Source organism: Paenibacillus sp. J31R109 (assembly GCF_059692055.1).
Window position 1 is genome coordinate 239,846 of record NZ_JCAUAR010000002.1, and the last position, 15,201, is coordinate 255,046.

Consider the following 15,201-nt stretch of genomic DNA (forward strand, 5'->3'; position numbering starts at 1 on the left):
ATGCTACACCTTGATATCCATAATTTTTTGAGTAAGGGCATAACAGGCTCCAAGTAGCAACAAGCACACTGTCATGATGAGAATTCCGCTCCCTTTATAGAGCGGTTCCATGTAATCTGGCGAAGAAAAGGCCAATACAGCAACAATTGCAATGGGAGCAATAACAAGCACTCTAGATTCAAAACGTTTTTGCGCAATCATCACGGAAATTTCTTGTGTAATTTCTAATTTTTCAGTAATCACTGTGGCTGTTCGCTTCATGACTTCTACCAGATTCCCACCTGCTCGTTTACATGTTAGAAATACATCTGTAAAGCTCTGAACGTCCTCCAAATGGCTGCGATCAGCAAAATGCTTTAAAGCAGACTCGATGGGCTCGCCATTATCAACTTTACGGCAGATCATGCCGAACTCAATAACAATCAGACAAGCAGGATCGGGATACAAAAGTTTGAGATCTTCCCAAGCCTCTCGAAACGCAGTCTCAATCGACTTCCCCACTGTCATCGAAGAGGAAAGACAACTGAGCGCTTGCTTAAATTGTACATACAGCATATGTTTGCGTTTGTGAATCAACTGTTGTCGACGAATCTTTGGAAATAAGAAACCAGTTGCTGAAAAGGCGAGGGATAACATGACATTTTGGTAGAAAATATATCCAATTACGAAAGCAGGTACCGCAAGCAAAAGAATAGCATAGGCTTTCTCTTTGGACGTTAAGTCATAGTGGTTGTAATCAATGAAGGGAACTAGTGCAGATGATCTGTGAATGGGGGATGGTTCAATGGGTTGAGTAGTTCGCATAGTTTTCCGGCGTTCCATATATAACAAAAGCAGCCAACTGCCACCACCTATAATAAGAAGCAATAACCACACCATCATGATGCTTCACACGAATTAACGGTTGGAATAAACCAATCCGGCAGCGTCTTGCCAGCCATTGTGATTTTATCCAAATTGAAAAGTGCTTGCCCTGTATAACGCAATGAGCCCATGATTTTGCCTTCTGGCGTCTCTCCGTTCTCTTCGAATAAAAAGAGAGGCTGAAGCTTCACTTCGCCATCCATAACTCCAATGACTTGATGAATTTCCGTGACTTTACGTGATCGATCACGCATTCTTGCAATATGGATTACAACATCTAATGCGGAGGCAATTTGTTTCCTTATGACTTCGATAGGCAGTGGAGCTGCACTCAAGACCATCGTTTCCAGCCTGCTTAGCATATCCAAGGAGGTATTTGCGTGACCGGTACTAAGTGAACCATCATGCCCCGTATTCATAGCTGCCAGCATATCTAAAGCTTCTGCCCCCCGCACCTCCCCGACGATGATCCGATTGGGACGCATTCGCAGCGAAGAACGGATCAGCTCTCTCATAGTGATCGCTCCTTTCCCTTCCGTATTGGCATTCCTAGTTTCAAGTCGAACGAGATTAGGCACAGATTGGATCTGAAGCTCTGCTGAATCTTCGATCGTTATTACCCGTTCATGCTCGGGAATCCAAGCACTCAACGCATTGAGAAACGTTGTTTTGCCTGACCCCGTCCCCCCGCCAACAAATAGATTAAAACCCGCTTCAACCATAATCCGCAGCAGGTCTGCCGCTTCCTCTGAGATACTTCCCATCCGAATCAAATCTGACATGTCCATTGGTTTCGCTGGAAACTTGCGAATCGTTAAGGTGGGACCACTGAGTGAAGCTGGAGGAAGTACGATATTGACCCGTGAACCGTCTTTTAGACGAGCGTCTACGATCGGGGTAGATTGATTTACGATTCGATTCACTTTTGAAACAATCATCTGGATTAGATCTTCCAGTTTCTCCTCACTTTCCAATTCAAGAGGATAACGTTCCACGGTACCCATTCGTTCAAAGAAAATGCAGGTGTGACCATTGACCATAATCTCTGTCACAGTTGGATCATCTAACAGTGGCTGGAGGATGTCGAGTCCACGAAAGCTGTCAAATATACGCTTGACGCCTGTCTGAATTTCACTCGAAGTCCATCCTTGCCCAGTCGCAATACGAATGATAGACTCTTCAATGTGACCCTGTAATTGCGCATCGCTGACTTCATTAGATAGATCGAGGTTTTCTTTTATCTCCCGCTTTAACTCATTAAACAGCTGTTGATTCAACGAAGGAACCAGCCCCTTCTATCAGATTCGGTGTTGAAAGTTTCCTTTGCAGAACATTCGCCAGCATCCCATATACTTGCTCTGAAAAAAGCTCAGAATGCCAGATTTGTTCTGGACGATTGATTACCTTCCACTCCGGAATATAAGGAAGTCTGTAACTCATTTCTTTTCCAAGAAAATCGTAGGAATTGGTTTGACTGCCCCTGTAACACGCCATAACAAAATGAATGTGCTGGAAATGACTCATTTGTGTATATAACGACTCTGTTTTGAAAGCATCGTTACAATCATCCCTGACTAGCCAAATAATTTCGTCACTCATCTCCAAACTTGTCACAATACGAGGATGTACGGATGATTCCAGATCAATGATGAGCGTATCATACACCGATAGCTCGACAATGGACGTGATGAGTTGACGAACAATATCCCCACTCATTTCGTGCATTTCCCTTATTTGTTCTTTCGGTATCAAATAATCAAAGCGCAGCTTTGCATCATGTGATTTCAGTAAAGCTAGTTTGGAACCGAATTGCTCTGGTGAGCTCTTCAAATAATACAGCAGTTGCGATAATCCTGCGGTTTCACCCTGTAACCATCGTGAAGCAGCACTTATCGTCTCCAAGCTCAAATAGAAAACACGTTCCCCGCGAAATGCCAATTGCTTAGCCACATGGACGGCCGTAACCGATTTCCCGGAATACCCGCTGCTGCTGTAGAGTGAAATTACACGTGTCCTGTTTACACCAGGTGAATGACGATGATCTACCTGAATGCCCTCCGCATATAAGGCTTGAATACGCGATATGAGTTGATACAGAGGTTGAAATCGAAATAAGAACGGAAGCACTTTCTCTGCTCCATTTGAATTCATGATATTCGCGCTTAAAAACATCTTGTATAAAGGCGTTCGATGATGTTGCAATAACGGATAATAGGTTTCTGAGAGAAGCAAGACACCAGTGAGATTGGGCTTATGCAGCTCTTGCAGCAACACATCTGGATGTGTAAAAAGTTTTACTTGCAGCTGCGTAGCAGCATCCGTAGATCGAATAAATAAGGCTAATCGTTCCGCATAAGACGTGTCGTCATCTAAGACGTATAGTTGCAGTTTGTTCACTTAAGCATCTCCTTTTTCCTATATGAAATTATCCCGAAAGCTTGGCGTACACACCACTTCCAATGAGAACACAACTCATAATGGCAAGTACAATAGCCACACGTGTGGTCGTTTCGGCTTTCATTAACGTCCTCCTTCCCATTTCGGAACAACAAAAAAGCACGCGCCGATGAGAGAGAATAACTCCATCATCAGCGGTGCTTCCGCTTGTCCGATATTCAATTACCCAAATTGTACCACATTCCCCTAATAAATCAATCCCTTTATTCCCAGGGATACTTCATTGTGAAAAAGCTCGCCAACTTTTTACTTTCCACGCGGCGAATCCTTCTCATCTCCGCACGATGAGGTGCGGATTCATGCAGCTTTTTTTCCTCTTCTGTCTCTGGAATGACATCGGGTACCTCCACAGGCACCTTATTCTCATCTAAGGCTACAAAAGTCAAAAAGGAAGTTGCAGCTATTTTTCTCGCACCAGATTTTAAATCTTCAGTTACGACCTTTACGAAAACTTCCATGGAGCTTTTGCCTGTCCAAGTTACGAATGACTCTAAACAGACTGAATCTGACGTATGAATTGGGTATAAAAAGTCAACTGAATCCGTTGATGCTGTAACGACTGATCTGCGACAATGTTTATGTGCAGCAATGGAAGCAATGTCATCAATGTAGGACATCAGCTTACCACCAAATAGCGTATTGTGATTGTTCACGTCTGTCGGAAAAATGCGCGATGTTTTGAAACATCTGGATTCTCTCGAATATCTCTGTTCCATGACTGTTCCCCCTCATTTCCTCTACAAAATATGACTCATCATACCACACTTTTGGTTGGATTTGGTTATAACTAATCCTTATTGTGGAATATATTAAAACAAGCTATACAATTCACAGGAGGTGCTTCCATGTGTTCACGTTTATCATCGTTTTCTTGATTACTTATGCTCTTTTCTCGATTTCAGGCGTACTTTTCCCCACAGATCTCGCTTACTACGCTACGCTGAAAAAACCAAGTTGGAACCCCCCAGCCAAGTTGTTTGGAATCGTTTGGGCCGTTATTTACGCACTCATCTCAGCCTCAGTTGCCATCGTCTACATCTCAACAGACGGGTTTCAGCAGGCTTCCACTAGTTATGTGTTGATATTGCTTATCAATTATGTAGCTAATCAAGCTTTTACCTTTTTCGAATTCAAATTAAAAAATGTACGTTTAGCTTTTCTGGACACAGTGTTAGTCACAATCACAACGTTTATGTTAATTTATGCAACTATTCCATATTCCAAACTGGCAGCTTGGTTATTAGTTCCCTATTTATTGTGGTCATGCTTCGCTACCCTACTGGCCTGGACAATTTATCAACTGAATAAAAAACCTAACCTTGCTTATTAAATTTAGAAAATAAAGATTTCCTTCGGGGTCGCTCCAACGATTTTAGACTTACTTTGGGGAGCATTTCACGTAGAAATGGCCCCAGCGCTTCGGAAAAAGCAGGTAAATAAGCAGGTGAATCCTGGACGCACTCCCCTTTCCAAATCGCGTTCAACACATCGTCTCTAGGAATTTCTGGCATTGTACACAACGGAACCGCTGGTAAAGAACCTTCCCATTCTTTTCGGAATTGCGTAGGAATATGTCCTCTAGCGATATAATGCACAGGTATACCACGCTTCTGATACGATTCAAAAAGAGTGATATACTTACGTGAGCTTGGTCGTGTACATTTGCCCGGCGAAGCATCTATCATGACAATAATCGAATCCGCACAATTGCAAAGCTCCTTAACAGCAGGGTGCTCCCACTGAGTCGATACGTCCCATAGGACGATCGGCTTTTTGATCATGTGCAGCAACTTAAATGAATCTGTCGATTGCCAATTGGCTGTCATGGCATCAGGGTCTGTGGGTACCCATGTGGTAAAACCATTTGTCCAAACCGTAGAAGTATGCATAAGTGTTGGGTCTTGTAGGAGCTGTGAAGGGAATTTATACGTATCAGGGGCGTGCCGATCACCGTAGAGCAGCATGTATAAATCAGGATCAATCGTGGGTTGTTCGACTAACGCGTTGGGAATTTGCAGCGCATGCAAGATCCTTGCTATCGTGACTGCAGTAAATGTTGCACCAATACCTGCAAAGAGTCCGCCTACGACGATTAATTGGTCTGTAACTTTTATTGGGGCCGTGTGCTTTTGTTTTGTATCGCTAGAAGGCTCGTCGGGGTACATAGAACGAAGTCTAAGCCTCACTTCCATCGCCGTTTGGCAGCGATTCTGGGGCTGATCTTGCAGAAGTAGATGAACAGTTGTGAGTAAATCTTCAGGAATCCCTGATTTCAGCTGTGCCAAAGGCTTAGGAGTGAGATACGCGTAGTGGCCGCCAGATAATAAGTAAAAGAGTAAGGATCCCAGCGTGTATAGATCGCTACGTGCATCGGTTTGTAGACCTAAATACTGTTCAGGAGCTGCGAATCCAATAGTTCCCATTTGCATGGTATCCGATGCTTGTCCTTGCATGAATTGCCTGGCTACGCCGAAATCAATTAATCGCACTTGGTTATGTTCATTGAGCATCACATTGGAAGGTTTGAGATCGCGGTAAATAATCGGTCGTGGCTGAAAGGTGTGCAAATAGTGGAAAATATCAATGAGTTGAAAAGCAATTTGAATAATTTGTATGGTTGGCATGCCACGATGATGCTGTTCGAATAAATCTTGTAACGTGGGACCCTCGATGTAATCCATCACAAGATACCCTTTGTTCTCATCTGTGATAAAATAGTCCACTAATTGAGGCAGCTGCGCATGTCCAAGTTTGGCGAGCATTTCTGCTTCTTCCAAAAATATGTTCGTATCTGTATCTGAAAACAAGATTTCCTTTACAGCCCAGCGCTTTCCTCTTAGCTTCTCATCCTCGGCAAGATACACTTGACTCATACCCCCTTGTCCAAGCATAGAGATAAGTCGGTATCTTCCTCCGATCAGCGTGCCCTGCCACTGCGGTGTGTGCATCTCGATAACTAAAAACCCCCTCTTATAAACAAGCCATAATGCACTTGATTATAAGGGAGGGTGGTTAGAAAATCCAGCACATTTCCCAAATTTTATATCTTTTGCAAATAAAGAGTCAGTTCTTCCCGATTATGAAATAACTGCTTCGCTTTTAAGAGGAATAAGGAGTCCTCAAAAATACGTAAGATATCACGCACGGTTTGGAACGGTTTTTTGTGCATGAGTTTCACTGTAATGATCGCAGTACCTCCACTTTGTAAAGAGAAAAGCAGATCCGCCACGAGACGTCCCATTTGCCGCGGGTCCCAACTCATGTCACACACAAGTAAATCAAACTCATTTTCGCGAAGCTTCACATCTCCGGCATTTTTCTTTAAGAACGTCAACAGTGGGTTACCGAGAAGTCTAGGATTCATGGCTGCTGGATCGATAGCTGTAACTTTCAAGCCACGTTCTAACAGCAATGACGTCCATCCACCAGGTGCAGCTCCAATATCAATCGCTTTGCGTGCAACGCTAAAATCAATACCAAACCGCTGTTCTGCTTCCAAAAGCTTAAACTTTGCCCGTGAAATCTGATCCTCTTCCTTTATGAAGCGAATTGCGCCACCTGACCAGTCCGACAAGTTTTCTTCCGGTTTGGAAATACCAATGAATAGCTTCTTCGCGCTGATATAAACCGAAATAATATGATCCGCATAGCGAACTACGGGGTCAGTTCCACACTCCGCGGTAAGAATTTCATCGATCGCAGCTTTAATAGCAAAAGGAGCATACGGCACATCGGCCCGCTCTTCTTTGCGAATTTGCGTAGCTATTTTCTCACCGAAAACAAAAAGTCCTGAAGCATAGGCTTCGCGAATCCAAGCTTTTACATGGGCAATATCCGCATCCGTTCGGGATAGCTCCCATTCTTGATGAACAGGCTGCACATGTCGTAGGAAAATAGGTTCTTGCTCTTGTAGAGCCGAAATCACTTGATTGGCATCATCAGGAACTTGGAAATAAAATACCTCTGTTGGTATCAACAAAGTAAATTTGGTCATTGGAAACAACTTGCGGATTTCGTCTTGTGCATATTGCGCAAATCCATGATTCGAAGTACCTATATAGGTCGTTAATTGTGTCATAGCCGCATCCTTAATGTAATTTACGTTCTTGCTTTCGTTACTTATCTGCTTTGCTTATTTACCACCAATGACTTTAATCCACGGACGATCTTGGTACCATTCCAATGAAATATCGATGGCGAACGCTTGACGTATGTTCTCTGGTGTTAATACATCTTCTTTGCGCCCAGCAGCAATCAATTTACCTTGTTCGATAATGGCGACATGCGTAAATAAAGGAACGATCTCCTCAATGTGATGTGTCACATAAACAACCGTAATGTCTTGTTTACTTAAATCGTTCACGTCAGCTAAAAGGAGCTCTCTCTCGAACAGATCCAATCCAGCAGCTGGCTCGTCCATAATAAGAATATCTGGCTTCATCATCAAGGATCTGGCCAGCATGACCTTTTTCCGTTCACCTTGCGAGAGCGTGCCCAGCGGTTGGCCAGCGAGATGTGGAAGTCTCACACGTTCTAGCATTGCTAATGCGCGATCTTTCACGTCCTGTGGAATCTCTTGATAAAAGCGGAGGTATGCATATTCACCCGTCGCTACAATCTCGATGACTAAGTCATTTAGGTTCAATTTTTCAAATAACGATTGGGAAATGTAGCCGATTTTCTTACGTACTTCACGAACGTCACATTGACCATAGCGATTGCCAAGTACATCAACTGTGCCTCTCGTTGGAAATTCATAGCCATTCATCATCTCTAGCAGCGTTGTTTTACCTGAACCATTACGGCCCAGCAATACCCAGTGTTCACCGGATTCGATATGTACATTCACATCATCTAAAATATGGCGTTCGCCACGAATAAAATGTATGCCTGATAAATGAATCATAAGTTCAGTTTCCTTTCACGTTACGGTTTTCTTGGTTTTTCTTGAGCAACTTGTAACAGTATTTCATCAGGCATGCGATGCGCAAATAATCCCATGTCCTCTGGCTTAGCAGCATATAGCATTTGATACATCTGTGTACATGCGGAATGGCTGGACGTGTGAATATAAATCGTTTTGGGAAACTTACGTCCACGAATCAACCAATGAACGACATCCATGCCTGTCTGCTTCGACATCCAACCCAAGTCATGATCCAGCGATAAAATATCAACTTCATATTCTTCAAGTAAAGTGATACATTCTACAGCATCTTTGGCTAAAACAAATCCTTGAGGACAAGGACGCGAATCATCTAAGTATACATGAATCATCCTCTCATTTCCTTTCCAGCAACGAATTTACGAACGAAATTTCTTGCCGGTGCGTGCCATCTGGTCCGCTAGATGTTTCCAAAACCACAGGAATCCCCTGCAAGTAGGGGGAAGCTAACATGGTTTGAAAACCCGCTGATCCGATATGACCTGCCCCGATATTCGCATGCCGATCACGACGTGATCCGTACGTGTAGACAGAATCGTTCAGATGAACTGCTTTTACATGTGGCAGATAATCTAGCTTTGTCCCTTTCAATTCCAGCTCATGCCAATCTGTTCCCTGCCATAGACGACTAGCAAATGCGTGGCAAGTATCGAGACAAAAACCGATTTTCTCAGGTTGATTACACAGCAACCGTACCTGTACCATCTCTTCCATGGTCAGACCTAACTGAGCCCCTTCTCCTGCTTGATTTTCAAGCAAAATGAAAGAAGCACCCGTGTAATCCTCCGTAGCGCTATTCAAACATTGTATAATATTTTTGTAACCTTGTAACGGGTCTTTTCCTGCATATTTGCCAAAATGTACCACAAGCCCGACTGAACCACAGGCATTCACAATGTCCAAACCATTCTTCAATAGCTTAACCATGACTTCACGATCAGGTTCATCCACCGCAGGATTCAAGGCATAAGGCGCATGACCAATAGAAACAATGCCCTGCTCTTTGCATAGCACTGAACAAGCGCTTGTGTCTTTGGCGTTGACTGCTTTCGTTACAAGACTTCGAGGATTCATAGGGAAATATTGAAAAGCAGTTGCTCCAATTGAGATAGCTGTCTTGGCTGCGTTCAGATAACTGCCTCGGGTACTTACATGTGCACCAACATACATGGTTCTATCCTACCTTTCACACTTGGCAATGGGCACAATAGAAGCATTTCCGACTCGATACTTCCGTATGAACCACGGGATGACCACAACGCGGACAAGGCTCATTACCCCGATCGTAAACACGACATCTTGGATTGTACTGTCCCGTCAACCGATCCCCAACGAATAATGGTTCCTCCATGTAGCCGCCGAATTGAATCGCTTCTCGAAGCAACGCTTGCATCGCTTGAAAGAGCATCATTTGCTCATTCTCGGAGAGCGAAGGTACTTTACGCAAGGGCAAAATCCTCGCTTCAAAACAAATTTCATCTGAATAACAATTCCCAATGCCAGATAAAAAACTTTGATCTACTAGGGACACTTTTAGATTCCCTTTTTTTGAGCGTAAAACACGACGAAATTGAATCAAGTCCAATCCAAGTGGTTCAGGCCCTAGCTTTTGTAATATGTGATCAACTTCCGTTGACGTATGATAGTGTAAATACCCTAATCGTAGTCCAATAAAAGATAGATGATGCTCACCGAAGTGGATTTCTACCTGAACCGTTCTGTCGGGCTTTTCTTCCTGCGTGCCGTAAAAAATCCAGCCACCAAGCATGAGGTGCAACACTAATACGTCTCCAGCAGCTAGGTGAAAAAGCAAATGCTTCGCCCTGCGCTCAATCCGTGCAATTCGGTTACCCGTAAGCTTTCTGATAAACTCATCCGGGTCTATATTTAATGATTTGGGCCGTGTTACTTCGGCTCCCGTAATCGATACACCTAGTATGAATCTCGACAATTGCTGACGATACGTCTCCATTTCCGGAAGCTCGGGCACGACGCTCACTCCTTGCCGTTTTTATACCTTGTATATCCAAATGGCGGCTCGTGTAAACACCCTCATATGAGCTAAAAATATACGCAAGAGTTAAGGAGATTAGAAAGCGTAATACCCCTTCGAGAATAGTAAAGTTCATATCAAAGAGAAATGGTCATTATATTAACCCTTCACTGGCGTATGCCGGCTTCATCGTTTTTCTTCTCTTTCTTTTTGGCAACACTTTGTCTAACGAAGAAGGGTCTCCTTGAGACTGAGAATTCCTCTCATTTTTGCGCATTTTATCTTGCAAACGGCCAAGTCGTTTCTCCCAAGCTTCCTCGATCTCATTAATTTTACGATCACCACGGTGCAATGCACGTCTTCGCCAAAGTCTCGCCCACGCTTCCTCTGCATAAAAAATGGCTTGAGACAAATTCTTCTCACGATGCTCAAAATACATCGCAAGCTCTAAATACGGCTCTAACTGCAAGGAAATGCTCGCAGGCTTAAGTAAGATCGCATGTTTCCACAGTATCGTTGCACGGTCGTATTGACCGCATTTCTTGTAATAGCTTGCTAATTGAAGCAAAGCCGTTTCGCGTTCGATTGGCGGTGTCGTGGCAACATCTAACGTTAATCTCTCATATAACTCGTCAAAATAACGCTTCGCTTTGGCAGGTCGTGTCATTTTCTCAAGCCATAGGCCCGTGCGGAAAAGCTCTTCTAGTTCGAGACCAAGTAGTTCAAGATTAAGATCAGGATTAAGATCAAGATCAAGATCAAGATCAGGATCAAGATCAGGATCAAGATCAATATCAAGATCAGAATCACTAAGTCCAGCATCTGGCCTCAGTAGTTTTCCAAAATGAATCGTCAATGCAGCCAATGTCACAATATCATGTTCATTATGGATAAAAACACCTTCAAGTACGGATGGGTCCTTCTCAGCCAAGTATTGAAAATATAGCGTCGGTGCCATTGATCCCGGTACATCATCCACGCGCTCAAACCCTAAGCGGCTCTCCTCCACCTTGCTGAGCCGACAAGAAGGCAGCGTGTTCCGCCATAGACTCCTTGAAGGATATAGTAGATCGAGCTGTACGAGCTCTGAATCGTCCAGGCTAAGACGATTCAAAACAAACCGATTCTTAAGTATCGGCCAATCAAACGTTCGGCCGTTATACGAAACGATATGCGTATATCGTTCTAGCAGTTCTTTCAAATATACCAGCATCGCATGTTCCTCTGCTGGGTTACGAATCATGAGCTGTTCAACCGTGAACAGCTCACCCGTGTAGAAGCCGATGCCGACCATGAACGGCACATTACCTGCACCGACGCCGAGTCCGGTTGTCTCGGTATCGAAGAAGAGCAGCTCTTCGAGCCGGACGACGGCGTCCCCGCCGTGAAAGCTGGACAGCTCAGGCGCAACATCGGCAAGCTCTCGCAGCCGATATTTGCCGTGCGCGCTGTCCGCGCCGTACACACGGCGCCGCATGATGAACGAGCCCGCTGGGCTCGTCGTGATATGGGCGCCGAGCTGCGCCCACTCGCCCCCTGCCTCCGGCGGGGGCGGCGGTGTTACCCCAGCGGCTGCGGGTCCCCGCAGCCGGCCGAGCCTTTCGCGGAGCCCGCTCATTGGGCACCGCCTTCAAGCTCTGCGAGCAGCTCCAGCGCGAGCTTCTTGCCTAGCAGGCCGACCTCTTCGATCGGCCCGACACAGGCTGGGCAGCCGCTGATACAGCCGCAGTCCTGAATCAGGCTGCGCGCCTGATCCATCAGCTGTCCGTGGACCTCGTACAGCCGATCACTAAGGCCTACGCCGCCCGGATAGCGGTCGTAGAAAAACACGGTCGGCAGCTTGTTATGCACCGCCTTCACTTGCGGTACGACCCGAATATCCATTGGGTCGCACATCAAATACAGCGGCGCCAGATGAGACAGGACATTGGCAATGCCAAGCAGCGCATGCTGCATGTCATTGGCCGATCGTCCCGCAGCCATCGCCTCGTCAAAAGTAAACCAGTAGGAGCTCGTATGAAGCTCCTCTTCTGGCAATCGGATCGGCCCCGAGCCGATATTCTCATGCGTACGTAAACGAATTTTCTTAAAAATCGTTGGCTGCGCATTCACCGTGACCTCACCTAATTGGCGAAGAAGACCGCCTACGCGTCCTTCTCTATTCACATGCAGCACCTTCAATTGAACCGCCATACTCGCATCCGTGAAGTAATCCACACTGACTTGTCGTACGAAGGCTTTCTTTTCTTCATAATCCAACTTTTCCACTTGGAATTGTATACCCTCATGGATGTAAATGGCTTCTTCGTGAATCAACGTTGGCGCGCTAAAACGATCACATTCCCCAATCACGCGATGACCATTCGTCATATCGATAATGATGAAATTCTCTTGCGCCGCAGAGCGCAGCGAGATGTTATGTGCGGGGAAAGACTGCTCCATCCAGTACCAACGATCGTTGACATGATGAAGCACTTGTTCCTCGGTTAAATATTCAAGCACATCCGTGAGCGACTCCTCGCCGAACTTCTCATTCGCTTCAAAAGGCAGCTCATACGCTGCACACTTCACATGATCCACAAGTATGATCAAGTTGTCGGGATGAATCCGCGCCTGCTCAGGAGGGCGCTCGAAGAAATACCGCGGATTCTGGATCAAATACTGATCCAGGGGGTTGCTGCTCGCGACGAGGATCGTCAGCGATGTTTCCTGCCGCCGTCCGGCACGCCCGGACTGCTGCCAAGTGCTGGCTATCGTGCCTGGATAGCCATTAAGGACACACGCTTGGAGCTGGCCAATGTCGATGCCCAGCTCCAATGCGTTCGTGCTCACGACGCCGCGTATCTCGCCGCTGCGTAAGCCTCTTTCGATCTCCCGGCGCAGCTTCGGGAGATACCCGCCGCGATAGCCGCGGATCGATTTGCTGCCCAACTCGTGACTCACGAGCTCCTGTAGATACGTCAGCAAAATCTCTACGCGCACGCGGCTTCGCGCAAAAACAATCGTCTGTATCCCGCTCCGCAGCAGCGTTCCCGCTAGCTTGCGCGTCTCCAAGACGGAGCTTTTACGAATCCCCAGTTGTTGATTAACGACCGGAGGATTATAAAAAACAAAGTGCTTCTCGCCAGCTGGTGCACCGTTATTATCAATCAACGCAACGGATTCACCGATTAGTCGCTCCGCATGCTCCTTCGGGTTATCAATCGTTGCGGATGCACAAATAAACTGTGGATTCGACCCGTAGAAACGGCAAATCCGTTTCAACCTGCGGATCACATTAGCCACGTGACTCCCAAAAACACCCCGATAGGAATGGACCTCATCGATGACGATATAATTCAAATTCTCAAATAACTTCACCCATTTGGTGTGATGCGGGAGAATGGCAGAATGCAGCATGTCTGGATTCGTGACGACAATGTGCCCGGCATTTCGAATGGCTTGCCGAACCGTCGGCGGCGTATCGCCATCATACGTATGCGTTTTGATATCAACGTCCATAAATTCAATCATTTCCTGAAGTTCAGCAACTTGATCCTGTGCTAATGCTTTCGTCGGAAATAAATACAGTGCTCGCGAGGCATCGTTCTCCAAAATCTTCTGCAGAACTGGCAGATTGTAACAAAGCGTCTTGCCTGAGGCTGTCGGCGTAACCGTTACAACATGATTCCCCGCAGTCACCTGACGAAAAGACTCCGCTTGATGCGTATATAATTGCCCAATGTTTTTATGTTGAAGTGCAGAACAAATACCCTCATGCAATCCTTCTGGAAAATTAGCCAGCTTCGGATCACGTGGGGGTATTGTGTGCCAATATGTCACTTGTGCCATGATTTCGGGCGTTTGGCGCAGCCCTGCAATCATCTCTATCATTGAAGAAACCTTACCTGTGAAAGGATTCATAAACCGAATCTCCTTACCCATTTCGTTTCTTCCATTTTACAGAATATACGTTCGTATGTCTACATTAAATCAGCTGAATCATCATAATCGTATCGAAAACCGTCAAGATCATCGCTTGTCATCTGAGCTGTAACTGATAATGCTTGATTTGCACTTTCTTGCATTTTATACAATACTTCTTGATAGTCTCTAGTTCGGTGCTCTTCTCTATCATGCTTCATGGCAGTTCTTAAAGCTCTTTCAATGATAATGACATCATGACTTGTGAAATTCACGGCTTCTCGCACCTCTTCTTAGTCCATCATTTCATAACAATTAGCTTTGCCAAATTGCTCCAAGCCCATACAAACCAACTAAAAATTAAGAAATTCGTAAACCAGCGTAGAATAAGGTAAAATTAGGTTGAATTCTAAATAAGGAGGAATTACTAATGTCCGCATCATTACCTGCAGAAATCGAAGCACACCGCCAGCCGGAACACGAGATCAACCCACAATTCCTTGAAAGATGGTCGCCGCGCTCCTTCTCGGATCAAGAAGTAACGGAAGACGTTTTGCTTAGCTTATTTGAAGCAGCTAGATGGGCACCATCAGGAAGTAACAACCAACCATGGCGCTTCATTGTCGCTCGCACACCAGAGCAGCTAGCCAAATTCCATACATTTATAAATCCATTTAATCTTGTTTGGTGCGAAAAAGCCCCCGTTCTTACGCTCATTTTCTCACATACCAAAACACCAAAAGGGACAGATAACCCTAGTCATGCGTTCGACGCTGGCACAGCTTGGGGTTACTTAGCGCTTGAGGCAAACAATCAAGGACTCGTCACGCATGCCATGGGTGGATTCGATGCCGACAAAGCGCGTGAAACCCTTCAAATCCCAGCTGATTATCAACTTCATGCGGTTATTGCTATTGGACATCGTGGCCCTGTCGAAGCTCTCCCAGAGAACTTGCAAGAACGCGAAATTCCATCAGGAAGACGTGAAGTGAGTGAGTTTATTTACGCAGGACAATTTGAATAAATGGTAGCCGTTCAC

At 45.4% G+C, this 15,201-nt stretch carries 15 protein-coding genes; 2 read left to right on the forward strand and 13 right to left on the reverse strand.

Features of this window, described 5'->3' with window-relative positions; translation table 11 throughout:
• Positions 1-3: 3 nt before the first annotated feature.
• The 4 genes from AC58QT_RS06750 to AC58QT_RS06765 form a co-directional block, all read right to left on the reverse strand.
• Entirely contained in the window at positions 4-882 is an 879-nt protein-coding gene (locus AC58QT_RS06750) for a type II secretion system F family protein (RefSeq protein WP_497408281.1), read from the reverse strand.
• Positions 879-2,141 carry a TadA family conjugal transfer-associated ATPase gene (locus tag AC58QT_RS06755; RefSeq protein ID WP_497408282.1) on the reverse strand — a complete coding sequence of 421 codons (1,263 nt, stop codon included), beginning with the start codon at positions 2,139-2,141 and terminating at the stop codon, positions 879-881. The genes AC58QT_RS06750 and AC58QT_RS06755 overlap by 4 nt, the downstream gene beginning before the upstream one ends.
• A complete protein-coding gene (locus AC58QT_RS06760; RefSeq protein ID WP_497408283.1) occupies positions 2,122-3,261 on the reverse strand; it encodes a P-loop NTPase family protein in 1,140 nt (379 codons plus the stop codon). Before AC58QT_RS06760 ends, AC58QT_RS06755 begins: the two co-directional genes overlap by 20 nt.
• A gap of 263 nt (positions 3,262-3,524) precedes the next feature.
• Complete coding sequence (locus AC58QT_RS06765) at positions 3,525-4,037, reverse strand: acyl-CoA thioesterase (protein ID WP_310223875.1); 513 nt, start codon at positions 4,035-4,037, stop codon at positions 3,525-3,527.
• 131 nt (positions 4,038-4,168) lie between these two features.
• Between AC58QT_RS06765 and AC58QT_RS06770 the strand changes: the two genes are divergently transcribed.
• A complete protein-coding gene (locus AC58QT_RS06770; RefSeq protein WP_497408284.1) occupies positions 4,169-4,651 on the forward strand; it encodes a TspO/MBR family protein in 483 nt (160 codons plus the stop codon).
• On the opposite strand, the gene AC58QT_RS06775 is transcribed toward AC58QT_RS06770, so the two are convergent.
• From AC58QT_RS06775 to AC58QT_RS06815, 9 genes are all read right to left on the reverse strand, one after another.
• Positions 4,635-6,269 (reverse strand): serine/threonine protein kinase, encoded by a 1,635-nt coding sequence (locus tag AC58QT_RS06775; RefSeq protein WP_497408285.1) that lies wholly within the window; start codon positions 6,267-6,269, stop codon positions 4,635-4,637. The genes AC58QT_RS06770 and AC58QT_RS06775 overlap by 17 nt on opposite strands.
• Positions 6,270-6,361: 92 nt before the next feature.
• Positions 6,362-7,399, reverse strand: coding sequence for an SAM-dependent methyltransferase (locus AC58QT_RS06780; RefSeq protein WP_497408286.1), 1,038 nt, complete (start codon positions 7,397-7,399; stop codon positions 6,362-6,364).
• 54 nt (positions 7,400-7,453) lie between these two features.
• The gene (locus tag AC58QT_RS06785; protein ID WP_497408287.1) at positions 7,454-8,227 is read right to left on the reverse strand and encodes an ABC transporter ATP-binding protein; all 774 of its coding nucleotides are present in this window, start codon (positions 8,225-8,227) and stop codon (positions 7,454-7,456) included.
• 20 nt (positions 8,228-8,247) lie between these two features.
• On the reverse strand, positions 8,248-8,598 hold the full coding sequence (locus tag AC58QT_RS06790; RefSeq protein WP_497408288.1) for a cyclic-phosphate processing receiver domain-containing protein: 351 nt from the start codon (positions 8,596-8,598) through the stop codon (positions 8,248-8,250).
• 4 nt (positions 8,599-8,602) lie between these two features.
• Positions 8,603-9,436 (reverse strand): deoxyribonuclease IV, encoded by an 834-nt coding sequence (locus AC58QT_RS06795; RefSeq protein WP_497408289.1) that lies wholly within the window; start codon positions 9,434-9,436, stop codon positions 8,603-8,605.
• A gap of 16 nt (positions 9,437-9,452) precedes the next feature.
• Positions 9,453-10,256, reverse strand: a complete 804-nt coding sequence (locus AC58QT_RS06800; RefSeq protein WP_497408290.1) for an Fpg/Nei family DNA glycosylase — start codon at positions 10,254-10,256, stop codon at positions 9,453-9,455.
• A gap of 157 nt (positions 10,257-10,413) precedes the next feature.
• Positions 10,414-11,877 carry a ribonuclease H-like domain-containing protein gene (locus tag AC58QT_RS06805; RefSeq protein WP_497408291.1) on the reverse strand — a complete coding sequence of 488 codons (1,464 nt, stop codon included), beginning with the start codon at positions 11,875-11,877 and terminating at the stop codon, positions 10,414-10,416.
• On the reverse strand, positions 11,874-14,162 hold the full coding sequence (locus AC58QT_RS06810) for a DEAD/DEAH box helicase (RefSeq protein ID WP_497408292.1): 2,289 nt from the start codon (positions 14,160-14,162) through the stop codon (positions 11,874-11,876). Before AC58QT_RS06810 ends, AC58QT_RS06805 begins: the two co-directional genes overlap by 4 nt.
• A gap of 59 nt (positions 14,163-14,221) precedes the next feature.
• On the reverse strand, positions 14,222-14,437 hold the full coding sequence (locus AC58QT_RS06815) for a hypothetical protein (RefSeq protein WP_497281816.1): 216 nt from the start codon (positions 14,435-14,437) through the stop codon (positions 14,222-14,224).
• Positions 14,438-14,592: 155 nt separating this feature from the next.
• Here AC58QT_RS06815 and AC58QT_RS06820 point away from each other — a divergent pair, with 155 nt between their 5' ends.
• Positions 14,593-15,186: a nitroreductase family protein gene (locus tag AC58QT_RS06820; RefSeq protein WP_497408293.1), complete on the forward strand. Its 594-nt coding sequence runs from the start codon at positions 14,593-14,595 to the stop codon at positions 15,184-15,186.
• Positions 15,187-15,201: the final 15 nt, after the last annotated feature.